Source organism: Pseudonocardia terrae, from assembly GCF_021343995.1.
Taxonomy (GTDB): domain Bacteria; phylum Actinomycetota; class Actinomycetes; order Mycobacteriales; family Pseudonocardiaceae; genus Pseudonocardia; species Pseudonocardia terrae.
On the sequence record NZ_JAJTTE010000023.1, the window covers coordinates 1 to 23,719 of the forward strand.

The following is a 23,719-nucleotide window of genomic DNA, read 5'->3' on the forward strand; positions in this document are numbered from 1 at the left end:
CGCCCCCCACGCCCGCGATCCGGGCCGGGCACGCCGGATCCTCGACGAGCGGCTGGCGGCGGGTGAGATCGACCTGGTCGAGCACGAACGGCTGCGGGCCGCGCTCGCGGGCCGGGAGGGAGCGACCGGTGACCGCGGGAACTGAGCGAGCACGGTCGGCAGACGTCTGCCGGGCCGTCGCGCGGTCTGCCGTGGAGACGACCCGCCTGCTGGTCACGGGTGCCCTCACGGCGCCGACCGGCCTCGTCGGCCACTGGGTGAGTTGCGACGACGGCTCGCGGTCGTTGGTGTTTCGGGAGACCGCCGTCCGGGGGCGCAACCCCGCGGACCCGGTCGTGCTCGTCGTCCGGTTCCGCCTCCGGTGGATCGGCCGGAGGCGTTGGGCGCACGCCGTCTTCCGGTCCACCTGCCCGATCAACACGCCCCTGTTCGCCGGTTCTCCGGGCTTCGTGACGAAGCTCTGGCTCACCGACCCGCGCACCGGGGTCTACCGCGGCCTCTACGAATGGGACGGGGCCGAGCGCGCCGAGCGGTACGCGACGCAACTGGCCCGCGTGCTGGGCCTCGTCGCGATGCGTGGCTCGATCGCCCACACGGTGGTCGAGGGCGTGGACCGGACGGGATACGTCGACGGTGGCCGGCCCCTCCCGGCCAACGCGCGTGCCGATCGGAGAGCCGCCTCGTGACGAACAGGAAATCGACGGCTGATCCCGATGTCGGCCCGGAATCCGGGGAGTGACGATGACCGTGACAGCTGGATCCGGCACCTTTCGGACGCCGGTAGGGAGTCCGCGGCGGATCGTCGTGCTGGCCTGCTCCGCCGGAGGGCTCGACGCGCTCTCCCGCGTACTGCAGCCCCTTCCCGCGGACCTGCCCGCCGCGGTCGTCGTCGTGCAACACCAACGGCCGGAGCAGGGGAGTCTGCTCGCCCCGATCCTCGCGCGGCGGTGCCGCTTGCCGGTCCACGACGTGCATCACGGGGAGCAGCTCAGGGAAGGCCACGTCTACGTCGTCCCGCCCGGCCGGCACGCGCTCGCGACGACCGCCGGGACACTCGCCCTGATCTCGACCGACGGACCGCCTCCCTACCGGCCCTCGGCCGACCTCCTACTGACCTCGTTGGCGGTCACGGCGGGTCCGCGGACCACCGCGGTCATCCTCTCCGGGGGTGGTCGGGACGGGGCCACGGGCGCGGTGGCCGTTCACGACTTCGGCGGTACCGTGCTGGCGGCCGACGAGGCCTCGTCCGCCCACTTCGCCATGCCCGCAGCGGCGATCGCGCGCGACGACGCCGTCGACCGGGTTCTCCCGGTCGACGACATCGCCGCGGCCCTCGTCGCCTCGCTCGGCCACGGTGACAGCCCGCCGACGACCGCCGGACCGGTCACCGGTCCGGTCGGTCGTGGCGGTGGCTGAGTTCGGCGGAGGGGCTCATGGGCCTCCGTGCGGCGGGCACGACGGCCCTCCTGCCTTCGCCGCGACAGGTGGAAGGTCGCACGAGGACCAGACGACTACCGGGAGGACACCGTGCACGAGGCGAAGCGCTGGACCGTGTCGATCGACATCGACGAGTACGAGGGCAGGACGCGCGCGGTGGCGCGGTTGCACACGCGTGACAGCGACCGCGTGGTGGGGACCGGGCTGGCCCGGTTGAACCCCGCCGATCGCGACGTGCCCGAGATCGGCGACGAGCTCGCGGCCGCGCGCGCGTTGTCGGAGCTCGCCCACCGGCTGCTCGACGTCACTGCGAGCGACCTCGAGCGGGCGAACGAGAAGGTCCGGCACGGCTGACGGGCCACCGCGAGCGGCATCCGTCGCTGCGGTCGCACCGCGTCATCGTCCGGGCCCACCGCCCGGTCCTCGTGGCTCCGCCGGAGGAACGAGAAGCTCGGGACGCCCCAGTAGCCGGACGGTCTCGCGCAGGAGCCGTCCACCCGTGGCTCCGTCGCTCGCCCGGTGATCCGCCGCGAGCGTGAGGTCCACGATCGGGCGGGGGACAACGGCGTCGTCGACGACCCACGGCCGGGTCCGTACCGCACCGACGCCGACCAACGCCACCTGCGGCGGGTAGATGACGCCGACGACGCTGTCGACGCCGAGATCACCGAGGTTGGTGACGGTTGCCGTGGCCCCGCCGACCTCGGACGAGCGAAGGTGCCCGTTCCGGGCGCGTGCTCCCGCCTCGGCGAGGGCTCGCATGAGCGCGTCGAGAGCCAGGGTGTCGGCGTCGCGCAGCACCGGCACGGCGAGCCCTCCGCCCCGCAGCGAGACGGCGACGCCCAGATGGACGCGCTCGGACGGGCGAAAGGCGTCCTCGACCCAGTGCCCGTTGAGCTCCGGGACCGCGCGCAGGCCCAGCGCGACCGCGCGCAGGAGCAACGCCGCCGGCAGCACCCGGTCCGGCATCGGGATGCTCCGGTTGTGGGCGCGGAGGCACTCCAGCGCCGCGGTCAGGTCCGCCTGAGTGCTGAGGTAGTAGTGCGGGATCTCGCGCTTCGACCGTGCCATCAGGGCCGCCGTCACACGGCGCGGGTCCGGGACGGAGCGCGAGCCGGGGGCGTCCGCGGTCAACGCCGGCAGATCACGGGCTCGGACGAGCCCGTGCGGCCCGGAGCCGCGGACCGCTTCGAGGTTCAGCCCGCGCTCGACGGCGAGGCGCCGCGCGTACGGGGTCACCCTTTGACGGTGCGGCGGGACGCGCCGCGGCTGCGCCTCGGGATAGAGGACGCGATCGAGGTCAGCCTTCGTGATTGTGCCGCCAGGCCCCGTGCCGGGCACGGTACGCAGGTCGACCCCGGCCTCGTGGGCGTGCAGACGGACCAGCGGGGACGCGACCCGCGGCTCGCGTGGCGCGAGCGGCGACGGCCCGGGCCCCGGCGTGGGACCGGGCTCCGGTGGCGGACCGGGTTCGGGCGGGGGCACGGGCGGCCCGGGTTCGGGTGGCGGTCCGGGCTCGGGCGGCGGCACCGGCTCCGGCGGGGGATGCGGCGGCGGAGGTCCGGGCGGCGGCGCCGGCGGCGGAGGCACGGGTGGTCCAGGCTCGGGCGGTCCGGGCTCGGGCGGCGGCACCGGTGGCCCGGGCTCGGGTGGCGGCACCGGTGGCACCGGGGGCGGCTCAGGACCAGGCGGCGAAGGCGGCCGGGGCGTAGGCGGCGGCACCGGCTCCGGGCCGGGCCGCCGGGCCGGGGTCTCGGACTCGATCACGGCGAGTGGCGTGCCCACCGGGACCTTCCGTCCGACATCGACCAGAAGCCGTTGCACCACACCCGATTCGAAGCACTCGACGTCGATCACCGCCTTGTCGGTGTCGACGACCGCGATCACGTCTCCGCGGTGGACGTCGTCGCCGGGGGACACCAGCCATTCCACGACCGTGCCCTCGGTCATGTCGGCCCCGAGGGCCGGCATCGTGAACTCGTTCATGTCAGCCGACCGCCCGGCGGGCCGCCTCGACGACGCGTCCCACCGAGGGCAGCGCCGCCTCCTCGAGCTGCCGTGCGTAGGGGATCGGCACCTCGACCGCGCCGATCCGCTCGACCGGCGCGTCGAGCTCGTCGAGCGCCTCCTCCGCCACCCGTGCGACGACCTCGGCCCCGGGGCCTCCGGTGCGCCAGGCGTTGTCCACCACGACGAGCCGGTGGGTGCGGGCGACCGACCCGATCACGGTCGCCGTGTCGAGGGGGCGCAGTGTGCGCAGATCCACGACTTCGGCGGACACCCCGCCCGACGCCAGCTCGGCGGCGGCCTCCAGGGCCGGCGCGAGCGTGCCGCCGTAGGCCACCACCGTGACGTCGGATCCGGGCCGCCGGACCGCCGCCCGGTCGAGGCCGACCGGACCCGCGGGAGCGGCCAATTCCCCGCGCACCCCGTAAAGCCCGATCTGCTCGAAGACGAGCACCGGATCGGGGTCGGCGAGCGCGGCGGCGAGCATGCCCCGGGCGTCCTCGAGGGTCGCGGGAGCCATCACCCGCAGGCCCGGGACGTGCGCGAACCACCCCTCCAGGGTGTGCGAGTGCTGAGCGGCGAGCTGGCGTCCCGGCCCGGTGGGGATGCGGACGACGAGCGGCACGTTGAGCTGCCCACCTGACATGTGCCGCAAGGTCGCGGCGTTGTTGACGATCTGGTCGAGCGCCAACATGGCGAAGTTGACCGTCATGATCTCGACGATCGGGAGCGTGCCGCCGAGGGCGGCGCCGATCCCGGCACCGACGAAGGCCGACTCGGAGAGCGGGGTGTCCCGGACTCGCTCCTCGCCGAATTCCTCGAGCAGGCCCTGACTGACGGCGAAGCAGCCGCCGTAGCGGCCGACGTCCTCGCCCATCAGGAAGACCCGCTCGTCACCCGCCAACGCCTCACGCAAGCCTTCCCGGAGGGCCTCACGGAAGGTGAGGGTGCGGGGCTCGGCGGTCAGGTTCACGTGCCGACCTCCGGATAGATCGTGGTCACGAAGCGGGTGAGGTCCTCGACCGGCTCGAGCGGAGCGGCCTCCGCCGCGCACACCGCCTCGTCGATCTCCCGGCCGACCGCCTCCTCGAGCTCCTTGCGGGCCGCCTCGTCGAGGAGGCCGTCGGCGGTGAGGGACCCGGCCAGCACCTCGACGGGATCGCGTGCACGCCAGGCCTCGATCTCCGCCCGGTCCCGGTAGCGGTCGGCGTCGTACATCGAGTGGGCCCGGAAGCGGTAGGTGCGCAGCTCCAGGAAGCAGGGCCCACCGCCTGCGCGGGCGGTGTCGACCGCGAGCGCGGTCGCCTCGTGCACCGCCACGGCGTCCATGCCGTCGACGGCCCACGACCGCACCCCGTACGACCCTGCCCGAAGCGCGAGATCGGTCTCGGCGTGGCTGCGGGCGAGCGCCGTGCCCATCGCGTACCGGTTGTTCTCGCAGCAGAAGACCACGGGCAGGTGCCACAGGGCGGCGAGGTTCAGCGACTCGTGGAACTCGCCCTCCGCCACCGCACCGTCGCCGAACAGGCAGGCGGTGACCCGAGGACGGGCCCGCAGCCGATCGGCGAGGGCCAGGCCCACGGCGACCGGGATGCCACCCGCGACGATCGCGTTGCCGCCGTAGAACCGCCGGCCCGCGTCGAACAGGTGCATCGAGCCGCCCCGGCCGCGGCTGCACCCGGTCGCGCGGCCGAACATCTCGGCGAGCAGCGACTCCATCGGCATGCCCCGCGCCAGTGCGTGCCCGTGCTCGCGGTAGGTGGAGACGACGGCGTCGTCGGGGGCCAGCGCCGAGAGCACGCCGGCGGCGACCGCCTCCTCGCCGACGCACAGGTGCAGGAAGCCACGGATGGCGCCCGCGCTGTAGAGCTCGACGCACCGTTCCTCGAATCGCCTGATCCGCAGCATCGTGGACAACAGCTCGAGGGCGTCGGCGCGGCCGCTCATCGTGGGACCGCCTCGGCGTTCTCCAGCGTGGAGAGATCCCCCTCGGGCAGCCCGAGCTCCCGGGCCCGGAGCAGCCGGCGCATGACCTTGCCACTGCGGGTGTGGGGGAGCGCCGGGGAGAACTCGATCGACTTCGGGGCCACCGCGCCGAGCTCGCGGCGGGCGAAGGCGAGCAGCTCGCGGCGCAGCTCCTCGGACGGGTCCGTCCCTGCGCGCAGCGTGACGAAGGCCTTGACCAGCTCGCCTGCTGTCGCGTCCGGCACGCCGATGACGCCGGCCTCGGCGACCGCCGGGTGCCGCACGAGCGTGCTCTCGACCTCGAAGGGGCCGACGAGGTGGCCCGCGGACTTGATGACGTCGTCGGCCCGGCCGACGAACCAGTACCAGCCGTCCCGGTCGCGGCGGGCGATGTCGCCGGTGAGGTACCAGCCGTCGGCGAAGCACGCGGCGTAGCGCTCCGGAGCGCCCAGATAGCCGCGGAACATCGAGGGCCATCCTGTCCGGAGGGCGAGCTCGCCCTCCGCTTCGCCGTGCAGCACCTTGACCCGGCCGTCCGGTGCCACCAGAGCCCGCCCGTCCGCGCCCTGCTCCAGCAGCCCGGCGCCGATCCCCGGCACCGGACGCCCCATCGAGCCGGGTCGGATGTCCGAGGCGGCGAAGTTCGCGATCATGATCGCGCCGGTCTCGGTCTGCCACCAGGTGTCATGGACCGGCCGGCCGAGCACCGTGTCCGCCCAGGCGACGACCTCACCGTTCAGCGGTTCGCCGACACTCGCGATCAGCCGCAGCGCCCACAGGTCGTGTCGCGCCGCCTCCTCCGGCCCGGCGGCCATGAACATGCGTAGCGCGGTCGGCGCGGTGTACCAGACCGTTACCCGCTGTTCCTCGAGGACGCGGTACCAGCGCCGCACGTCGAACTCGCGGGCGTCGGCGACGAGGGTCGCCCCGCCCACGAGCGGTGCGACGATCCCGTACGAGGTCCCCGTGACCCAGCCGGGATCGGCCGTGCACCAGTAGACGTCCTCGGCGCGCAGGTCGAGGGCCGCCCGGGCGGTGGCATGGTGCGCGACCACCGCCTCGTGCACGTGCAGAGCGCCCTTCGGTGTGCCGGTCGTGCCACTGGTGAAGTGCAGCAACGCCGGGTCCTGCGGATCGGTGGGGCCGATGACGTGGTCCGGGGCCGCCGCGTCGAGCAGGGCGTCGAGCGAGCAGCCGTCGCCGCCGGTCGGCCCGACGAGCAGCACGTGGCGTAGGCGCGGCAGGCTGTCGCGGATCGGGGCGACGGTCCGGCGGTACAGCGCCGGGGTCGTGACCAGCACCGCAGCCTCGCCCAGCTCCAGCCGTCGGCGCACCGGTTCCGGGCCGAAGGCGGAGAACAGCGGTGCCAGCACCGCCCGCGCCTTCAGGGTGCCGATCGCGGCGATGTAGAGCTCCGGCCGGGGGCCGAGCAGTGTGAAGACCCGCTCACCGGGCCCGACGCCGAGCGTGCCGAGGAGGTTCGCGAACCGGCTGCTGCGGCCGGCGAGCTCGCCGTAGTTCAGGTCGTGGACCGAGCCGTCGCGGTCGAGGAACCGCACGGCGGTCCGGTTGCGACGAGCAGGGTGCGCGGCGTGCCGGTCGACGGCCTCGTGAGCGATGTTCAGGCCTGCGCCGCCCGGTAGCCCCGACAGCTCCAGCCGGGCGTGCGTCCAGCTGAACTCACGCCGGGCACGGGCGTAGTCACCCATGACCGCGGCGCGCCGCACGTGGTCCGGCTTGCCGATCGTGGCGTAGGACATGCAACAAGGCTGGCCAGGGCCGTGCGGACCTGGCAGGGGCCCGGGACCTCGCGTCGCGGGGACCTCCGTCCCCGATGGACCGGGCGGGTCGGCGTAGCCGATGGGATAGGCGAGCGCGGCGCAGGCCCCGTACTCGGTGAGCAGATCCGAGAGGTTGGCGCAGCCGGTGCGGCCCGGCAGCAAGGCCGCGAGGACCGGCTCATTCGCCGGCCGGAACCACCCGCACGTCGACCACTCCCGCCACGTTCTGCGCGATCACCATGGCGATGTGGCGCTCAGTCGGATCGCCGTCGTCTTCCGCGAGTGTCACCACGCCGTCGCGCACCGACACACCCCATCGGTCCCGGCCGGCGTAATTGCGCAGTCCGCGCCGCACGGCGTGCTCGATCCGGTCGTCCGGGCGCCCGACGGCCCCGAGGACGTCGCGGCGGCTGACGATCCCGACCAGCCCCCGCCCCGGCTCGACGACGGGGACCGAGCGGATGCCGCGGGTGGTCATGTCCTCGACGAGGTCGGCGGCGTCGGTCCACGGGAGGGCGGTGACGACCTCGGTGGTCATCACCTCGCCGATCAGCGCAGCCGGGGGGCCGGTCGAGAGCTCGGCCGCCAACAGGGGAGAACGGGCGTCGTGCCGCAGACGCCCGGCGAGCAGGTCCGCCTCGGTCACGATCCCGAGCAGCTCGTTGTGCTCGTCGACGACCGGTAGCGCGGTGAAACCGCGGGCGGCCAGGAGACGGGCCACCTCGCGGACCGTCGCCTGCGGTCGAACGGTCACGACGTCGCGGGTCATCACGTCACGGGTGAGCACGGCACGGTCCTTCCCGAGCGGACGACGTACGGTTCCGTCGTCCTCGCGTCGACACTGCTGCCCGTTGTACGGCGGTGTCGACCGTCCCGGGCAGGGCCGCCCGGCCCGACCCGCCACGGGCCAACGCCCGGAACGCGTTCGGCGTGCTAAGGATGCGTGGTGAGATCGGCTGCGGCGCGGTCCTGTCCGCTGTCCGAGGCCGCGGCGGCGAACTCGCGGAAGGCGTCGAAGGCGCGCGGGCCGTAGACGGTGGCGGGGCCGCCGTTCATCAGGATCGCGACGCCGATCGCCTCGGCCACTTGGGCTTCGCTCGCGCCCTGTCCGGATGCGCCTTGCGCGTGCGCCGCGATACAGCCGTCGCACTCACGCGTCACCGCGATCGCGAGCGCGATGAGCTCCTTGGTCCGGCCGTCCAAGGCGCCGTCGCGCAGCGCGGCGTCGTGGAGTGCGGCGTAGCCGCGGTAGACCGCCGGGATCGCCCGGCGCAGCTGCCGACCGAGATCGCGGACCTCGTCCCGCACCGTCGCCCCGTGCTCGTGATGTCCCATCCTCGACCTCCGCTCCTCGACGTGCTGCCTCCGGCAGGTCGAGTCTCGCGGTCGGCACGCCGCCCGGCCCCTGCCGGACGCACGGTGTCCGGGCGCCGACCGGCCCCCTCCACCCGGATCGCCTGCGGGCCCGCCGTGCCGAGGCCGAAGGTCCCCTCACGACGGGCCGATGCTCCGCGGCGGCGGGATGGCCGTGGGTCGGATCCTCGGATCAGACGGACGGAGGCGATCATGATGGAGGGAACACGCCGGGATTCACCGCGGGACCCCGCGCTGGCTCCGGCGCCGGCGGTGGTCGTGGGCATCGACGGCTCGCGCATGGCGATCGACGCCGCCACCTGGGCGGCCCGGGAGGCGGATCGACGGGGCGCGGTGTTGCGTCTGATCGAGGTCGTCGAGTGGCAGGCGGACGCCACCGACCATCCCGAGGCGTCCGACGCCGCACGGCGCAGCCGCTCGCTGCTCCGTCGCGCGGCCCGCCGGCACGTCGACCGGGCGGCCGAGCACGCCGCGTTCCTGGTACCCGGAGCGCGGATCGTCCGGCAGGTGCTCGAGGGTGCCCCTTCGGAGGTGCTCGGCAGGGCCTCGGACGAGGCGGATCTGGTGGTCGTCGGCGGTCCGGTCGGCGGGTGGTCCGGATCGCTGCTCGCCCTCGCGCTCGCCGCCCGCAGCAGCTGCCCGCTGGTCTTCGTGGAGCACGCCGGTGATGCGCGGGCTGACAGCCCGGTCGTCGTCGGGGTCGACGGGTCGGCGGGCGGCGACGCCGCGTTGCGGGTCGCGCTGCGAGAGGCCCGCGACCGCGCGGTCCCGCTGGAGATCGTGCACGCCTGGAGCGACACCCCGCTCGATCCCTACCTCGAGCCGACCGTGGACTTCGCCGCCTTCGCCCCGGACGTCCGCGTCGCGCTGGACGAGCGGGTGGCGCCGTGGGTCGGCGCGTTTCCCGAGGTGGAGGTCCGACACACCATCGCGCGGGACCGGCCCGAGGCCGTGCTGGCCGAGGCCTCGCGGGGAGCGCGCCTCCTCGTGGTGGGTGGCTGTGGACGGCACGAGCGCGCCGGACTTGCGCTCGGTGAGGTCGCACGCCGCGTCGTCCTGCTGGCGCACTGCCCCGTGGCGGTGGTCGGACCGCGCTGGCGCGGCCCCGGCCGGTCCGCCACCGCAGGCGCCGCCCCCGTCGCGGACCCCACACGGCCGGCGGCCGGCGCCGCCGGCTGAGGCGCGGTCTCCGCGAGCCGTAAGAGATCACGTCCGGATAAGGGGCACGGCCGCGGCCGCCGTGGCCTGACGAGGGACGAGGGGTGTGGCCCCTGATCAAGCTCCGGTGAGCAGCCGGATCCAACCTGCCATGTCCGCCAGGCCGTCGTAGTCGTCCTCCTCGATCCTCCGCCCGGTCCGCTGCGAGACACCGATGACCAGGTTCCGGAAGTCCAGGGAGTCCAGACCGAGCATCTCCCGCAGATCGTCGTCGGGCCGGAGCGCCTCGAGCTCGGGGCCCGGCGCGATCCCGCGCAGGACGTCGACGACGAGCTCGCGGGCGTCGTCCGCTGTCGGGGTGGCGGCTGCGATCGGGTCGGTCATGGCGCACCTCGATGTACGACTCGGCGTGGATCTCGCGGTCCGGCCCGGACGACCGGGTGCCCGGTCCTGCCACGGTGCGCCGCGATCCCCAACTCGCGGCAGGGCCGGAGGGCCCGGACGGCTCAGGCCGTAACCGATGGCCCTTTGTCTCAAATGGACAGGGGGCCGGGCGTCTGGCCGCTGACGATGTAGATGATCCGGCGGGCGATGGACACGGCGTGATCGGCGTAGCGCTCGTAGAAGCGCGCGAGCAGGATCGCGTCGACCGCGGCGGCGACGCCGTGCGGCCAGTTGCGGTCCATCAGCTGGCGGGACATGTGCTCGTGGAGGTCGTCCATGGCGTCGTCGTCGGCCTCGAGCTGCGCGGCCCTGACCAGGTCGCGGCTCTCGATGTCGCCGGCGGTATGGATGGCAGAGCGACGCTGCGCAGGTCGGTGGCGATCGGGGCCTGTAGCACCAGCAGCTCGAAGGCTTTCTCCTCGGCCTCGTGCCACGTGAGGTCGATGCTGCGGTCCTCGTCGACGACCTGCCGTCCGTCCACGCCGGCCGGCCCGGGGTCCCGGCCCTTCGGTGCGGCCCGCCCCGACGACCGGGGACGTTCGCCCCTGATCGCCGCGCCGCGACGTTCCTAGCGTCGGTGCCACGCCGAAGGAGAAGCCATGCGCGCCAGCACACCCTCGACCGACAGGGAGCCCGACGACGGACCCGGGGGCCGAAGCCCCGCGCCCGAGTCGCTTCCCGGAGTCCTGACGGTCGGGCGGGTCCCGGGGGTGCCGGTCGGGTTGCACTGGTCGGTGCTGGTCGTCGTCGCCGGGCTGTCCTGGTTGCTCGCCGTCGGGGTGCTGCCTGCGGCCGCGCCCGGCTCCACACCGGTGACGATCTGGCTGGCCGCCGGCGGCGCCGGCGTGCTGTTCGTGGCGACCATCGCCGCGCACGAGCTCGCGCATGTGATCGTGGCGCACCGGTTCGGGGTCGACGTCCGGAGGGTCGTCCTCTGGGCCATCGGCGGGGTCTCGGAGATGGCGAGGGAACCGCGCGGGCCGCGCGCGCTCGCCGTCGTCGCACTGGCCGGTCCGCTCGTGTCGGCCGTGCTCGGCGGCGGCTTCCTGGCGCTCGCCGCGCTGGGCCACGCCGAGGGGTGGCCCGCGATACTGCCCGCCGTGCTCGGCTGGCTGGGTTCGGCCAATGTGCTGCTCGCCGTGTTCAACCTCCTACCGGCCGCCCCGCTCGACGGTGGCCGGGTGCTCCAGGGGCTGCTGTGGGGACTCACCGGTGATCGTGAGCGGGCGCGCAGGGCCTCGGCCGCGGCAGGCCGCGTGCTCGGCCTGCTACTGGTCCTCCTCGGCGCGATGCTGCTGTGGCGCGGCGAATGGTCCGGGCTGTGGGTCGCCGGTATCGGGTGGTTCATCAGCGGCACCGCGGCGACCGAACAGGCCGGCGGCAGGGTCGTCGCCGCGCTGGCCGGCCGGACCGCCGCCGACGTCGCGCACCCACCGGACTTCGTCGCCCAGGCCGGCTGGACCGTCCAGACCCTGGCGGCCGAGCTGCGTGCACGCCCGTGTCGCGACGCTGCGCTGCTCGTCGTCGGCCTCGACGGGGATCCGATCGGCCTGGTGACGATCCGCGACCTCACGCGGGTCGGAGCGGACCGGCGGGCGACGACCCGGGTCCGGGAGGCCGGCCGGCCGTTGCCGCCACAGCGCGTCGTCGCCCCCGACACACCGCTCGAGCGGCTGGTCCGACCGGGACCCGTTCCCGGCACGGACCTGCTGGGAGTGGTCGTCGACCACGGCCGGGTGACGGGGCTGGTCACCACGACGAGCGTGGCTCGTCTCGTGGAACTGGAGGCGCTGGGCGCGCAGGACCGGTCGTGACCGCCCCCGTACGGGCCCGGGACGACTGGACACTGGTCTTCGAGGGGTTCGACCCCGTCGACGAGGGCCGCCGTGAGGCCCTGTGCACGCTCGGCAACGGCTACCAGGCGGTGCGGGGTGCGGCTCCCGAGAGCCCGGCCGGCGGTCCGCACTACCCCGGGACGTACGCCGCCGGGTTCTTCAACCGCCTCGTCGACGAGGCCGGCGGCACGGTCGTCGAGACCGAGAGCATGGTCAACCTCCCGAACTGGCTGCCGCTGCAGGTGGCGGTGGCGGGGGAGTGGCTCGACCCCCTCGATCCCGAGCACCTGCTGGAGCACCGCCTCACCCTCGACATGCGCCACGGGCTGCTCGACCGGGTCCTGCGCTTCACCGACGCCGCGGGCCGGCGCACCGCGGTGCGCCAGCGCCGGTTCGTCCACATGGGGCGCCGGCACCTCGCCGGGCTCCAGACCGTCGTGACGCCGGAGAACTGGTCGGGACGCCTGTGGCTGCGCTCCGGTCTCGACGGGCGGGTCACCAACTCCGGTGTGTCGCGCTACCGGGACATGGCCGGGCGGCACCTGCGGGTGGCGAGGATCGACGAGGCCGACCCGGAGACCCTGCTGCTCGTCGCCGGGACGACTCAGTCCGAGCTGCTCGTGGCCGAGGCGGCGCGTACCCGGATCGACGGGAACGGGGGGGCGACGGCCCGCCGCCGGACGGTGCGCGAGCGCGAGCGGGTCTTCCACGACGTGCACCTCGAGGTCACCGAGGGTCGCGCGCTGACCGTCGAGAAGATCGTCGCCCTGGTCACCTCACGAGACGTCGCGATCTCCCATCCCGCCCTGACGGCCGTGGAGCAGCTCGCCGACGCACCGTCGTTCCAGGACCTGCTGACCGGCCACGAGCTGGCCTGGGAGCAGCTGTGGCGACGCTTCCGCGTCGATCTCACCGACGGCCGACCCACCACGGCCGAGACCCTCCGGACCCTGCGGCTCGGGCTCTTCCACGTGCTCCAGACCGCCTCGCCGCACGACCTCGACCTCGACGCCGGAATACCGGCACGAGGGCTGCACGGCGAGGCCTACCGCGGCCACGTGTTCTGGGACGAGCTGTTCGTGCTCCCGGTACTGACCCTGCGCATGCCGCAGCTGACGCGTGCACTGCTGCACTACCGGGTGCGCCGGCTCGATGCCGCCCGCCACGCCGCCCGCAGGGCGGGGCACCGCGGGGCGATGTACCCCTGGCAGTCCGGCAGCGACGGCCGGGAGGAGAGCCAGCGGGTGCACCTGAACCCCCGCTCCGGTCGCTGGCTGCCGGACACCAGCGAACTGCAGCGGCACGTCGGCCTGGCGGTGGCCTACGACATCTGGCAGTACTACCAGGCGACCGGCGACCTGGACTTCCTCGCCGGGCACGGTGCCGAGGTGGTGCTGGAGGTCGCCCGGTTCTTCGCCGACCTCGCCCAGCACGACCCCGCGCTGGACCGCTACCGGATCCGCGGCGTGATGGGACCCGACGAGTACTCGACCCGCTATCCCGGCGCGGCCCGGCCGGGCATCGACGACAACGCCTACACCAACGTCATGGCGGTGTGGGTGTGGCACCGGGCCCGCGACACCCTCGCGGTACTGCCCAGCACCCGCCGCACCGAGCTCGTCGAGCGGCTCGGGCTGACCCCCGCAGAGCTGCTGCACTGGGAGGACCTGTGCCGGCGCACGTACGTACCCTTCCGGGCCGACGGCGTCCTCGAGCAGTTCCACGGGGCGAGCCGGCTCCCCGAGCTGGACTGGGACGACTACCGGCGCCGTTACGGCGACCTCCAACGGCTCGACCGGATCCTCGAGGCCGAGGGCCGTTCCGTCGACGACTACCAGGTCACCAAGCAGGCCGACGCCCTCATGCTCTTCTACCTGCTCTCGGCGGACGAGCTGCGCGAGCTGCTCCGCGGCCTGGGGTACGCACTCCCGCCGGACGCGATCCCGCGCACCATCGACCACCACCTCTCCCGCACCGTGCACGGGTCGACGCTCAGCGCCCTCGTCCACGCCTGGGTGCTCGCCCGCGCCCACCGCGAGGACGCGCTCGACCACTTCGAGCGGGCCCTGCGCAGCGACCTCGCCGACGTGCAGGGCGGCACCACTGCCGAGGGTGTGCACCTGGGGGCGATGGCCGGATCGGTCGACCTGCTGCAGCGCTGCTTCGCGGGCCTGGAGACGCGCGCCGACGCACTGTGGTTCAACCCGCACTGGCCCGAGCGGTTCGGGGCGCTCGAGTTCGGCGTGGAGTACCGCAGCCTCACCCTCGACGTCCGCGTCAGCGGCCGCGAGGTCCGGGTCACCGCCGCGCCCGGGCCGGGCACGCCCGTGCGGGTGGGTTGCGGCGACGACGTCCGGCTCCTGCATCCGGGCGAGGCGCACCGGTTCGTCGCGTTCTCCAGCGTGTCCGATCAGTCCGCGGCGACGGACCCGGCTCGGATCGCGTCCTGCTGACGCTTCGACGCCGGCTCGGCGAGTCAGCGGCGGCGGGTGAGGCCGCCGTCGTCGACGCGCCAGGTCAGGTGCGACACCACGTCCACCACGCCGTCGAGCCGGCGTACGAGCCGCTCGGCCGCCTCGGCGGTGCTGCGTTCGCCCAGCTCACCCGACAGGGAGACCACCCCGTCGACGACGTCGACCTCCACGGCCGTCGGGTCCTGCCAGAGCAGGTGGACCAGCACCTCGCCGAGTACGTCGGCGCGGATGTCGTCGTCGGACCGCAGGAATGCCCGGAGCAGGTCGGTCCGGCTGACCACGCCCACGAGATGCCGACCGTCGCCGTCGAGCACCGGTAACCGCTTGACTGCATGGCTGGTCATCGACCTGGCGGCGCGGGCGAGGGGGACGTCGGCGAGGGTCGTCACGACCTTGGTCGTCATGACGTGGCCGACCGTGTCGCCGGCGCTGCGCCGGAGCGTGTCGCGGCGGACCGGGGACTCCCACCAGTGCGTGTCCCGAGGAAGCTGCGCGGCCTGGGTGAGGAGAAGGTCGCGCTCGGACACGATCCCGACGAGCTGGTCGTCCTCGTCGAGCACGGGCATCGCGCTGATGCGCCGTTCGTGGAGCACCCGCGCGGCCTCCTTGAGGGGCATTGCGGGGCGAGCGGTGACCACGTCCGCGGTCATGACGTCGCCGACGGTCAGGGTCTTCATGGACCGAGCATCACCCGCTCGGGGTGTCGTCGAGCAGGTGCGCCGGTCCTGAGCAGGCAGGGCCCCTCGTCGTCGGTGGGAGGGCCGAGCGGCCGCCGGGTCGTGTCATGCCGGAAGCGGTGCTGTACGGTCCTTGCGTCGTGCCGGCCGGCCCCCGGTGTCGGGGCCCGGCACCACGAGGACGGGACAGTGAGCTGCCGCGACGACCGCGGCGGCAGGCGCGCCGGCCAGGGTCCGGGTGAGCCCCCCGCGGCCCGAGCGACCGACGACGAGCAGCTCCGCGTGGCCCGACAGCGAGGTGAGCAGAGGCGCGGCGTCGTCGTGCACGACGAGGGGGTGCAACCGCAGCGCGGGACTCGCTTCCCGCCAGGGGCGCAACGCTTCCAGGAGCTCACGTTCCGCGCGGGCCGCCCGGTCGTCCCACCGTGTGAGCATCGCCGGGAGGACTCGGCCGAGATCGACCAGCCGGCTGCTCCACGCCCGCACGGCGACCAGTTCGGCGTGACGCCCGAGGGCCTGTTCGACCGCAGCGTGGAGCACCTCGCTCCCCGTCCAGGGCGCGACCCCGACGATCACCTTCCCCCGTTCCGGCTCGCCGGCCGGCACGACGGCTGTCGGGCACCCCGCGGAGGAGAGGACCACCGCAGTGGCCGGAAAGGGCAGGACGAGCAGGGCGGCGTCGTGGGTGAGCCGGGTCAGGGACCGGTCGACCGGCGCGGGCAGGGACCGCAGGTGGACCGCCAGCCCGGGGTGCGCCTCGCGGAGTCGGTGCACCGTCCGGGCCGCCGCCACGTCGTCGCGCGGCACGAGCACGTGCAGCGGCACTCGGCGACGGGACGCCTCGCGCGCCGCCCACTGCTGGGCCGCGGTGCGGGCGGCATCGCCGACACCGTCGCCGCCGGCGTCCAGAACGAGCACGGAGCGTGGGATGGGGCTCGCCCGTGAGGCGTCCATTCTGCTCGGCTCGTTCACGACACCGAGCGTCCGGGCCCGGGTCCCCGTCGGCCAGAGCCCCAGGTCCCCGTCCGGCTCGGGCGGTGCATCGGGTCCTTCGGCAGGATTGCCCCCCGGGGGCGACACGTTCGGCCCGTGCGACCGGTGGCCACCGGCGCGCGGGCGGCGGACCTAGGGCCCTGACGGACATGCCGCAGGCGTCGAACCATTATCGGCATGAACGCGTTGCTGGACGTCCGGGCCGATCAGGCCGCGCCCGAGGCCGGCGACGGCATGCTCGGGGCCGGCGACGGACCCGGCGACGAGGAGCACGTCCTCGAGGCCCTGTACGGCGACGAGGCCGATGTCGATACCCCCGTCGACGCGGCGCTGCTCGCCCTACCCGACGTCCCGGGCGTGCGGGTCGATGACGAGGGGGAGACACGATGAGTCGCACCGGCCCGGTCGTCCGGACGGTCGCCTCCGAGGAGGTCACCTCTGATGCGCGCCGATGAACACGCCAGTCCGTCGCGACGCAGCGCCCACAGGCTTCCCCGCCGGCGGTCGGATCGGGTCGCCGACCTGACGGCCTGGGGGGTCTGCGCTGCCGTCCTGTTGGTGCTGGGCGCCGCCGTCGTGGTCGGACTCGGGGTGCACAGCAGCCTGTCCGAGCGGGCGAGCTCCGAGGCCCGGGACCGCACCCGGATCACCGCGGTCATGACCGAGGACCTGCCCGTCCTGCCCGAAGGCGGCAACCGCATCCCGGCCGCCGTGCGCTGGACCGACCGCGACGGCGTCGTGCACGTCGGGCGGACCACGGTCAGCGGTCCCCGGCAGGCCGGGGATCCGGTCGATGCCTGGGTCACGACCGACGGCCGGTTGGTCCCTGCTCCGTTGACCACGGTCGAGGTCGCCTTCTGCACCGTCGCGACCGCAGGCGCCGTCCTGCTGATCGGCGAGTTCGTGGTCGCCGCGCTCGGTCACTTCGCCTTCCTCGGGATCGGCCGGATGCACGCCGCCGAGTGGGAGCGGGAGTGGGACGAGGTCGAGCCGAGCTGGCGGAGCACCCGATGAGCCCGGCAACGGGGAGCGGGCTGCGGGCCGACGACGTGATGAGCAGCCCCGTCGTCACCGTCCGAACCGGAACCCCGATCGCTCCGGCTGCAGCACTGCTGGCTGCGCACGGCTACACGGCCGCGCCGGTGGTCGATACGGAAGGGCGGGTGCTCGGCATCGTGACCGAGGCCGACCTGGTCCGTGACCGGTTCCGTCCCGAGGGATGGCCGGAAGGGCGCCCTCCCGAGAGCGTCGACGACGTCATGTCCGGGACGCCGCTGTCGATGCGCCCGGAGGACGACCTCGCCGACGTCGTGTCGCTGATGCTGGCCGCGCACGTGCGGTCCGTGCCCATCGTGGACGACGGTGATCTGGTCGGCATCGTCACCCGCAGGGACGCGCTCAGAGTGATCGCGCGCGAGGAGCACAGCGCGGAGCAGGTGCGCAGCCGGCGGGGCCTGCCGGATCGGCCGGCGCCGCGTGTCGAGTCCCCGCGCGGCCGGATCGTCGTGGGCGACGACGGCTCGCCCGGCGCCGCCGTCGCGCTCCGGTTCGCGCTGCGCGAGGCGGCTCGCCGGGGGACACCGGTCGAGGTGGTCTCGGCGTTCACCGTGCCCGCGCCCTGGCCGGAGGTGTACGGCGTCCCGCAGGTCCCGACATCCCGCGGACTGGCCAGGGAGATCGAGCACGAGCTTCGCGTCCGGGCCGCCGAGGCGACCGAGGAACTACGAGCTGAGTACCGGGGCGTTCCGCCCGAGGTCGCGGTGCGAGCGGTTCCGGGTGAGCCGGGCCAGGTGCTCAGCGGTGCAGCGGCGGGAGCCGATCTGCTCGTGGTCGGGTCTCGCGGACGCGGAGCGGGCGCCAGCCTGCTCCTCGGGTCGGTGGGCCTGCACTGTGTCCTGCACGCACCCTGCACGGTCACCGTCGTGCGGACGCCGGGTGGGCGCGACCATGCTCCGCGACGCGGAGACCGCGCGGAAGCCGTGGGGGTGGCCCGATGACGCCGATGCGCCGGACCCTCGTCGCGGACGTCATGACGACCGATGTCGAAGCGGTGAGCCCGGATGCGCCGGTGGCCGAGGTGGTCGCCGCACTTCGCCGGCGTGGAGTTCGTGCCTTGCCCGTGGTCGACGGTGAACACCTGCTCGGGGTCGTGTCCGAGGCCGACGTCCTGCGCCTCGTCGAGCACGACGACGTGGAGCCACCCGTGTACCACCGGCGCCGGCGCTGGCGGCAGCGATCGGAGATCCATCCCCACACCCGAGCCCGGGACCTGATGACGACCGATGTCGTCGCCGTCGCGCCCGATGCGGGCGTGGCCGAGGCGGCGCGTGTCATGGCAGAGCACCGGTTGGGATGGCTCCCGGTGGTCGACGGACCCACGGGGAATCTGGAGGGCAGGCTCGTACGCCTTTGCGGCGTGCTCGGGCGCTCGGACCTGCTGGAGGTGTTCGAGCGGCCGGACGACGACATGATCCGCGAGGTCCGCGAGGAGGTCCTCGGCCGCATACTGCTGATCGACCCGGGGCGGGTGGACGTGACGGCGTCGGGCGGAGTGGTCGAGCTGAAGGGCCGAGTGCCCACGCACGCCGACGCCGTGGTGGCCGTCGCCCTCACCCGTCGGCTGGAGGGTGTGGTCGACGTGGTCGACCGGCTCACGCACGACGTGGACGAGCGGACCGTCGACGTGAAGTCCCTCTAGTCAGCGGCCCGGAAGGGTGCGCGCCATGATCCCGAGGAGGTCGGCCACGCGGTGCACGTGCCCGGCTTCCGGGTCGTACCAGCCGATCACGGAGACCAGCTCCCCGCGCGTGCGGATCAGACCGAGGTCGGCGAGACAGGAGGCCGTCTCGCCCACCACATCGCGCGAGACCAGTGGCTCGCGCGTGCAGTCCAGCAGGGCCTTCAGCGCACCCTCCGACGCGGTGGTCAGGCAACGGCGGACCTGACCCGGTGTGGCGGGGGCGCTGAGCCGAGCGGTCACGTCGACGAGGGCGGCGTCCACGGTGGGCACCCGCAACGCCAGCCCGTCGATCCGCTCCCGTAGCTCCGGCAGCAGTGCGCCGATGTCCGCGCCCACCCGGTCCGCGGTGGGGACGATGTTCACCGCGGCGTCCCGGACGAGATGGGGGTCGGTGGGATCCGTGATGGGCGCGGTGCGGCCCCCCACCGTGGTGACCAGCGCCTCGACCACGCCGAGCCCACGATGCAGCGGGGCGAGGAGAGCCGCCGCACAGGCGGCCTCGGCCGACGACGCCGAGACCACCCGGTGCCGCGGAGCGTCGTAGACGTCCTCGTTGAGACCGGGCACGACGGTGACCTCCGCTGCCGCGTCCGCCCCGCCGGCGACAAGGACCGCCCGCACACCGTGCGGGAACCCGGCATCGGCGGGGGTCGGCGCGCCCGCGCAGGTGTCCCCGGTGCGGACGACGATCTCCACGTCGGCGCCGGCCCAGTGCGGATGGTCCTCGTGGAGGACACGGATCGTGTGGTCGTCCACACCCAGGTGCTCGTCGGCGATCTCGACCCGATGATCCCAGCGCCCGTGCGTGGAGTCGTGCAGGAGGCGGCGACCGATGTCGGCGGCCGGTGCGGCGTCACGCAGGGCGACGACCTCGAAGTCGGGCTCGTGCCGGTCGGCGATCGTGCGGAGCAGCTGCCGGCCGAACCGTCCCGCGCCGTCGACGCCCACGCGGACGCGCATGGCGGCTCCTCTCGTGCCGGAACGGCGTGCCGCGCCCGGATCGGCGCGGCACACAACGCAGGGTTCAGGAGCTGCTGACCGGGATGCTGGTCGGCTTCTTGGCCTCCGGCACGGGTGGCATCGGGATACGGATCTCGAGCATCCCGTCCTTGTAGCTGGCCGTGATGTCGCCCTCGCTCACGTTCTCGGGCAGCGGGAGCGTGCGCATCATCGAGCCGTAGCGGATCTCGTGGCGGGTGTAGCCCTTGTCCTCACGGTCCTGCTCGATGCGCCGCTCGGCCCTGATACGCAGCATGCCGTCGGCTGCGGTGATCTCGACGTCCTTCGCCGGGTCGATGCCCGGCAGGTCGGCCTTGATCACCTGGGTGTCACCGTCGCGGTACTCGTCGACCCGGATCAGCTCCTCGCCGGCCGGCCAGTCCAGCCCGAAGGGCCGGCGCATGGGCAGCGCGCGGAACCACTCGTCGAACAGACGGTCCATGCGGGTGAACGACGTGACGTCGGCGCCCTTGTCTCGGCGCGAGATCATGCTCATGGAAGATCCTCTCCTCGTGGGTCCCCCGGGCGCGTCCTGTCCGGCGGGACACCGTCGACACTCCGCTTCCGTCTCGCCGGTGCTCAGGGCCGTCCGCCCCGCGACGGACCCGCCGGACGTCACCGTCCGGAGAGGCCGTGTGACGGTGAGGATCGAGGACGCGGGAGGCCGGCCGGTGCCCGACTCAGGACGAAGCCCTGTCGTCGGATCCCGGTCCTCTCCGCTCAGGTGGACGACGGGGCCAGCGCCGGCTCCTTCTGCTTGCGGGGCTTGGTTGGTGGGTCGTGCGGGAGGTTCCGGGTGGACATCAGGGCGAGCAGGGCGAGCAGGGCTGCGGTCAGCAGGCCGACCTTGAGCGAGCCGAGCTGGGCCTGGCTGTAGTCCTGCGCGATCGCCGTGGTGGTGGCCGGGTCGAGCCCGGCCTGGTCGGCGGCGGCGTGCACCTGGTCGGCCGAGACGAAGTCGATGCCGTTCTCGACGGCCACGCCCACCTGGGCGGAGACCTCGGCGGTGATCCGCGGGTCCGCCTCGACGGTGCTGACGAAGCCGCTGGTCAGCCCGGTGAGCACGATCGCGCCGATCAGCGCGACGCCGAGGGAGGAGCCGAGCTGCTGCCCGGTGTACTGCAGGCCGCCGGCCTCGCCGCGCCCGGAGGCGTCGACCGAGGACTGCACGACGTTGCCGAGCTGGGAGGCGATGAGGCCCATCCCGATGCCGAGGATCGCCATCGAGACGGCGAACCCCGCGTCGCGCAGTTCGGGCTGGACGGTGGCGAGCAGGATCAGGATCGCCAGCACGGTGGTGGTGAGCCCGGCCCGGACGATCCCGCGCACGGTGAAGCGGGTCGACAGCCGCGAGCCGGCCGCGGCGGCCAGGAACATGGTGATCGAGATGGGCAGCATCTTGATGCCGGTCTGCAGCGCGTTGAGGCCGAGGACGAGTTGCAGGTACAGCGGCACCACGAAGAAGACGCCCATGAGGATGAGGTTCTGGCCGAACAGCCCGGCCAGGCCCGAGCGCAGGGGCGGGATCCGCAGAAGGCTCAGGTGCACGAGCGGGTCGGCGCCGGTCTTCTCCCGGTGGCGCTGCCAGACCGTGAACGCCCAGAGCAGGACGGCGCCGCCGGCAATCATCCAGATGGTCAGGGAGAAGCCCAGCGGCGTGATCGGGGAGGCTTTGGGCACCACCCAGCCCCAGGTGCTCGACTGCAGCGTGCCGAGCACGATGACGCCGAGGCCCACGGCCGACAGGACGGCGCCCAGGTAGTCCAGCCGCGGTTTCGGCCCGCTGCGCTCGGCGTCGTCGACCTTGCCGGTCATGGCGAGGATGAACACGACCAGCACGACCTCGCCGGCGAACACGGCCCGCCAGGTGAGCTCCGTCGTCGCCCAGCCGCCGAGGATCGGGCCCACGGCGATGCCGGCCCCGGCGACGCCGCCGATCACCGCGTAGGCCACCTTGCGGGAGGCCCCGGTGAAGTTCCCGGCGATGAGCGCGGCCAGCGCCGGCAGGACCAGCGAGGCGCCGAGTCCTTCCAGGACCGACCAGCCCAGGGTCAGCACCGCCACGGTCGGCGCCAGCGCGGTCACCAGCGAACCGCACCCGTAGATGACCAGCCCGACGACGAACGCGCGGCGGCGGCCGATGATGTCGCCGACCTTGGCGCCGGTCAGCATGAACATCGCCATGACCAGGCAGTACAGCGTGATCACGGCCTGGATCGTCGTCACCGTGGTGTCGAAGTCGACGACCAGCGTGCTGATCGACACGTTCATCACCGACTGGTCGAGCACCATGACGAACTGCGCGGCGGCCAGCGCGATCAGCGCCACCCAGCGGATCGCCGGTCCGGCCGACATGCCGGGCGTCGCGCTGACGGCGTCCGTCGTGTCGGTCATGGTCGGGTCCCTTCAGCGCTCCGGCCCGCCGGCCACCTCCTGTGATCCGCCCGACACGCCGGCAGGCACGGCGATCGGGAAGCCGCGTCGGTCTTGCCCGACTTCCGGACACAGAATGTTCGCTCGTCAGTTCTTTCTCGGAGGCACGCCGAGGAGGCGGCCAACGATCGAGAGGGGCGCGAGCGGCGGCATCGCCCAATCGGGGTGAACCGCGTTTCGCCGTCGTGGAGCCGGCACGGGATGCACGCTCCGGCCGGCCGTTGCTGCACACAGACCGTCGCGGTCATCTCGTCGGAGAGCTGCCGCCACGATCACGACGACGAACACGACGGGAGCGGACAGGCCTTGACGCCGTCCTGGTGCGATGTTCGTGTTGCCCGGTCGGTCGTGAACCCCGGGCCTCGGCTCCGCGCGTGAGAGGGTCCGAACGAGCCGGCTCCCGCCGGATAGGGCCGGACGACCCTGCTCCGCGGTCGTGTCCTCGTCCTCTCGCCGTGCCGCGGTGCCCTGTCCCGGCCGGCCCCGCGGTGGGAGCGTGGCCCACGACGACAGGACCGGGGACGAGGGGGATGTCGTGCTGGACTTCGAGCGGGGTGCGACCGAGCACCCGGTGGTGGTGGGCGTCGACGCGACGCGCTCCTCGCGCGACGCCGCCACCTGGGCGGCCGAGATCGCAGACGCCCGTGGCGCGCCTCTCCACCTGGTGCTCGTCGGGTTCGACATGATGCCCGGCTGGCTGAGTGAGCTGGCGGCGCGCCTCGGCGCCCATGCTGACCTGGCTCCGGGGCCGGCCGACCCCGAGGCGGTGGCGGACGCCCTGCTCGGCCGGGCCGGCGGCGCCGACCTCCTGGTGGTGGGCAGCCATGGCGAGGGGAGCTCCTCGGGGCTGCTGGCGGGGACCGCCGCCCTCCGGCTTGCGGGCGCGTCGCCGTGCCCGCTCGCCGTCGTGCGTGGGGTCGCCTCGGACCGCACCGCGCCGACGGCCGGGCCGATCGTCGTGGGGATCGACGGCACCGAGGCAGGGTTCGACGCACTCGACCTCGCCGCCGACCTCGCCCGCGACCTCGGGGCGCCGCTGCTGGTGGTGCACGCATGGTCCGACGTCGTCCCCGGCGCCGGCGGTGGCGCCCACCGCCGTCCGGAGGACTGGTCCGAGCTCGCCGCGCAGGGGGAGGCCGTCGCGGCCGAGGCACGGCGACGCGTCCTCGCGCGGGTTCCCGGCGTGGACGTCGAGGTGCGGGCGGTGGAGGGCACCGCTCTGCGCACGCTGCTGGACCTCGCCGAGACGGCCCGGATGGTCGTCGCGGCGCCTCGGGCCGGCGCGCGGACCCCCCGGCCCGACGACGGTGTTTTACTCGGGTCGACCAGCCGCGGGCTCGTCGGGTTCGCCCCCTGCCCGGTGGTACTGGCCGCGGTCCGGGTGCCGGCACGGAGCCGCTGA

24 protein-coding genes and 1 pseudogene are annotated in these 23,719 nt (G+C 73.9%); 11 read left to right on the plus strand and 14 right to left on the minus strand.

Annotated elements, in window-relative coordinates:
* Positions 1-191 precede the first annotated feature (191 nt).
* From LWC33_RS16845 to LWC33_RS16855, 3 genes are all read left to right on the plus strand, one after another.
* Positions 192-686 (plus strand): YdhR family protein, encoded by a 495-nt coding sequence (locus LWC33_RS16845; protein ID WP_233305344.1) that lies wholly within the window; start codon positions 192-194, stop codon positions 684-686.
* Positions 687-741: 55 nt separating this feature from the next.
* Positions 742-1,416 carry a chemotaxis protein CheB gene (locus LWC33_RS16850; RefSeq protein ID WP_233305345.1) on the plus strand — a complete coding sequence of 225 codons (675 nt, stop codon included), beginning with the start codon at positions 742-744 and terminating at the stop codon, positions 1,414-1,416.
* Positions 1,417-1,527: 111 nt separating this feature from the next.
* On the plus strand, positions 1,528-1,791 hold the full coding sequence (locus LWC33_RS16855; protein ID WP_233305346.1) for a DUF1876 domain-containing protein: 264 nt from the start codon (positions 1,528-1,530) through the stop codon (positions 1,789-1,791).
* 42 nt (positions 1,792-1,833) lie between these two features.
* On the opposite strand, the gene LWC33_RS36075 is transcribed toward LWC33_RS16855, so the two are convergent.
* The 7 genes and pseudogenes from LWC33_RS36075 to LWC33_RS16890 all read right to left on the minus strand — a co-directional run bounded on the left by LWC33_RS36075 (position 1,834) and on the right by LWC33_RS16890 (position 8,498).
* Positions 1,834-2,676, minus strand: a complete 843-nt coding sequence (locus tag LWC33_RS36075) for a 2-oxo acid dehydrogenase subunit E2 (RefSeq protein ID WP_233305429.1) — start codon at positions 2,674-2,676, stop codon at positions 1,834-1,836.
* Between the two features lie 69 nt (positions 2,677-2,745).
* A pseudogene (locus LWC33_RS36080) lies at positions 2,746-3,423 on the minus strand (biotin/lipoyl-containing protein); the annotation flags it as partial.
* 1 nt (position 3,424) lies between these two features.
* The gene (locus LWC33_RS16870) at positions 3,425-4,417 is read right to left on the minus strand and encodes an alpha-ketoacid dehydrogenase subunit beta (RefSeq protein WP_372476618.1); all 993 of its coding nucleotides are present in this window, start codon (positions 4,415-4,417) and stop codon (positions 3,425-3,427) included.
* Complete coding sequence (gene pdhA, locus LWC33_RS16875) at positions 4,414-5,391, minus strand: pyruvate dehydrogenase (acetyl-transferring) E1 component subunit alpha (RefSeq protein WP_233305347.1); 978 nt, start codon at positions 5,389-5,391, stop codon at positions 4,414-4,416. Before pdhA ends, LWC33_RS16870 begins: the two co-directional genes overlap by 4 nt.
* Positions 5,388-7,169, minus strand: a complete 1,782-nt coding sequence (acsA, locus tag LWC33_RS16880) for an acetate--CoA ligase (RefSeq protein WP_233305348.1) — start codon at positions 7,167-7,169, stop codon at positions 5,388-5,390. Before acsA ends, pdhA begins: the two co-directional genes overlap by 4 nt.
* A gap of 199 nt (positions 7,170-7,368) precedes the next feature.
* Positions 7,369-7,977, minus strand: coding sequence for a CBS domain-containing protein (locus tag LWC33_RS16885; RefSeq protein ID WP_233305349.1), 609 nt, complete (start codon positions 7,975-7,977; stop codon positions 7,369-7,371).
* Between the two features lie 146 nt (positions 7,978-8,123).
* On the minus strand, positions 8,124-8,498 hold the full coding sequence (locus LWC33_RS16890) for a carboxymuconolactone decarboxylase family protein (protein WP_308190956.1): 375 nt from the start codon (positions 8,496-8,498) through the stop codon (positions 8,124-8,126).
* A 258-nt stretch (positions 8,499-8,756) separates the two neighbouring features.
* Between LWC33_RS16890 and LWC33_RS16895 the strand changes: the two genes are divergently transcribed.
* Positions 8,757-9,743, plus strand: coding sequence for a universal stress protein (locus LWC33_RS16895; RefSeq protein ID WP_233305351.1), 987 nt, complete (start codon positions 8,757-8,759; stop codon positions 9,741-9,743).
* 96 nt (positions 9,744-9,839) lie between these two features.
* Here LWC33_RS16895 and LWC33_RS16900 read toward each other — a convergent pair whose 3' ends face one another.
* On the minus strand, positions 9,840-10,106 hold the full coding sequence (locus LWC33_RS16900) for a phosphopantetheine-binding protein (protein WP_233305352.1): 267 nt from the start codon (positions 10,104-10,106) through the stop codon (positions 9,840-9,842).
* A gap of 149 nt (positions 10,107-10,255) precedes the next feature.
* A complete protein-coding gene (locus LWC33_RS16905; RefSeq protein WP_233305353.1) occupies positions 10,256-10,444 on the minus strand; it encodes a PhoU domain-containing protein in 189 nt (62 codons plus the stop codon).
* A gap of 321 nt (positions 10,445-10,765) precedes the next feature.
* On the opposite strand from LWC33_RS16905, the gene LWC33_RS16910 reads away from it, so the two are divergent.
* Positions 10,766-11,980 carry a site-2 protease family protein gene (locus LWC33_RS16910; RefSeq protein ID WP_233305354.1) on the plus strand — a complete coding sequence of 405 codons (1,215 nt, stop codon included), beginning with the start codon at positions 10,766-10,768 and terminating at the stop codon, positions 11,978-11,980.
* Positions 11,977-14,454, plus strand: coding sequence for a glycoside hydrolase family 65 protein (locus LWC33_RS16915; protein ID WP_233305355.1), 2,478 nt, complete (start codon positions 11,977-11,979; stop codon positions 14,452-14,454). The genes LWC33_RS16910 and LWC33_RS16915 overlap by 4 nt, the downstream gene beginning before the upstream one ends.
* A 23-nt stretch (positions 14,455-14,477) precedes the next feature.
* On the opposite strand, the gene LWC33_RS16920 is transcribed toward LWC33_RS16915, so the two are convergent.
* Entirely contained in the window at positions 14,478-15,152 is a 675-nt protein-coding gene (locus LWC33_RS16920; RefSeq protein WP_233305356.1) for a CBS domain-containing protein, read from the minus strand.
* Positions 15,153-15,257: 105 nt separating this feature from the next.
* Positions 15,258-16,070 (minus strand): universal stress protein, encoded by an 813-nt coding sequence (locus tag LWC33_RS16925; protein WP_233305357.1) that lies wholly within the window; start codon positions 16,068-16,070, stop codon positions 15,258-15,260.
* 252 nt (positions 16,071-16,322) lie between these two features.
* On the opposite strand from LWC33_RS16925, the gene LWC33_RS16930 reads away from it, so the two are divergent.
* Genes LWC33_RS16930 through LWC33_RS16945 form a run of 4 tightly spaced genes read left to right on the plus strand, consistent with a single transcriptional unit; the run spans position 16,323 to position 18,843 of the window.
* Positions 16,323-16,535, plus strand: coding sequence for a hypothetical protein (locus LWC33_RS16930; protein WP_233305358.1), 213 nt, complete (start codon positions 16,323-16,325; stop codon positions 16,533-16,535).
* Positions 16,536-16,586: 51 nt separating this feature from the next.
* Positions 16,587-17,159 carry an Rv1733c family protein gene (locus LWC33_RS16935; protein WP_443719748.1) on the plus strand — a complete coding sequence of 191 codons (573 nt, stop codon included), beginning with the start codon at positions 16,587-16,589 and terminating at the stop codon, positions 17,157-17,159.
* Positions 17,156-18,142, plus strand: coding sequence for a CBS domain-containing protein (locus LWC33_RS16940; RefSeq protein ID WP_233305360.1), 987 nt, complete (start codon positions 17,156-17,158; stop codon positions 18,140-18,142). The genes LWC33_RS16935 and LWC33_RS16940 overlap by 4 nt, the downstream gene beginning before the upstream one ends.
* Entirely contained in the window at positions 18,139-18,843 is a 705-nt protein-coding gene (locus tag LWC33_RS16945; protein ID WP_233305361.1) for a CBS domain-containing protein, read from the plus strand. The genes LWC33_RS16940 and LWC33_RS16945 overlap by 4 nt, the downstream gene beginning before the upstream one ends.
* Here the strand turns inward: LWC33_RS16945 and LWC33_RS16950 are convergent, their stop codons facing one another.
* The 3 genes from LWC33_RS16950 to LWC33_RS16960 all read right to left on the minus strand — a co-directional run bounded on the left by LWC33_RS16950 (position 18,844) and on the right by LWC33_RS16960 (position 22,278).
* Positions 18,844-19,845 (minus strand): glyceraldehyde 3-phosphate dehydrogenase NAD-binding domain-containing protein, encoded by a 1,002-nt coding sequence (locus LWC33_RS16950; RefSeq protein ID WP_233305362.1) that lies wholly within the window; start codon positions 19,843-19,845, stop codon positions 18,844-18,846. It lies immediately after the preceding gene.
* A gap of 64 nt (positions 19,846-19,909) precedes the next feature.
* Positions 19,910-20,380 carry an Hsp20/alpha crystallin family protein gene (locus LWC33_RS16955; RefSeq protein WP_233305363.1) on the minus strand — a complete coding sequence of 157 codons (471 nt, stop codon included), beginning with the start codon at positions 20,378-20,380 and terminating at the stop codon, positions 19,910-19,912.
* A gap of 224 nt (positions 20,381-20,604) precedes the next feature.
* Positions 20,605-22,278 carry an MFS transporter gene (locus tag LWC33_RS16960; RefSeq protein WP_233305364.1) on the minus strand — a complete coding sequence of 558 codons (1,674 nt, stop codon included), beginning with the start codon at positions 22,276-22,278 and terminating at the stop codon, positions 20,605-20,607.
* Between the two features lie 535 nt (positions 22,279-22,813).
* Here LWC33_RS16960 and LWC33_RS16965 point away from each other — a divergent pair.
* A complete protein-coding gene (locus LWC33_RS16965) occupies positions 22,814-23,719 on the plus strand; it encodes a universal stress protein (RefSeq protein WP_233305365.1) in 906 nt (301 codons plus the stop codon).

Excerpts from the sequence above, each read along its gene's own strand:
- LWC33_RS16850 (WP_233305345.1), top strand. The coding sequence starts at position 742 with ATGACCGTGACAGCTGGATCCGGCACCTTTCGGACGCCGGTAGGGAGT.
- pdhA (WP_233305347.1), bottom strand. The coding sequence starts at position 5,391 with ATGAGCGGCCGCGCCGACGCCCTCGAGCTGTTGTCCACGATGCTGCGG.
- acsA (WP_233305348.1), bottom strand. The coding sequence starts at position 7,169 with ATGTCCTACGCCACGATCGGCAAGCCGGACCACGTGCGGCGCGCCGCG.
- LWC33_RS16895 (WP_233305351.1), top strand. The coding sequence starts at position 8,757 with ATGATGGAGGGAACACGCCGGGATTCACCGCGGGACCCCGCGCTGGCT.
- LWC33_RS16900 (WP_233305352.1), bottom strand. The coding sequence starts at position 10,106 with ATGACCGACCCGATCGCAGCCGCCACCCCGACAGCGGACGACGCCCGC.
- LWC33_RS16905 (WP_233305353.1), bottom strand. The coding sequence starts at position 10,444 with ATGGACGACCTCCACGAGCACATGTCCCGCCAGCTGATGGACCGCAAC.
- LWC33_RS16910 (WP_233305354.1), top strand. The coding sequence starts at position 10,766 with ATGCGCGCCAGCACACCCTCGACCGACAGGGAGCCCGACGACGGACCC.
- LWC33_RS16920 (WP_233305356.1), bottom strand. The coding sequence starts at position 15,152 with ATGAAGACCCTGACCGTCGGCGACGTCATGACCGCGGACGTGGTCACC.
- LWC33_RS16930 (WP_233305358.1), top strand. The coding sequence starts at position 16,323 with ATGAACGCGTTGCTGGACGTCCGGGCCGATCAGGCCGCGCCCGAGGCC.
- LWC33_RS16935 (WP_443719748.1), top strand. The coding sequence starts at position 16,587 with ATGCGCGCCGATGAACACGCCAGTCCGTCGCGACGCAGCGCCCACAGG.
- LWC33_RS16940 (WP_233305360.1), top strand. The coding sequence starts at position 17,156 with ATGAGCCCGGCAACGGGGAGCGGGCTGCGGGCCGACGACGTGATGAGC.
- LWC33_RS16945 (WP_233305361.1), top strand. The coding sequence starts at position 18,139 with ATGACGCCGATGCGCCGGACCCTCGTCGCGGACGTCATGACGACCGAT.
- LWC33_RS16950 (WP_233305362.1), bottom strand. The coding sequence starts at position 19,845 with ATGCGCGTCCGCGTGGGCGTCGACGGCGCGGGACGGTTCGGCCGGCAG.
- LWC33_RS16955 (WP_233305363.1), bottom strand. The coding sequence starts at position 20,380 with ATGAGCATGATCTCGCGCCGAGACAAGGGCGCCGACGTCACGTCGTTC.
- LWC33_RS16960 (WP_233305364.1), bottom strand. The coding sequence starts at position 22,278 with ATGACCGACACGACGGACGCCGTCAGCGCGACGCCCGGCATGTCGGCC.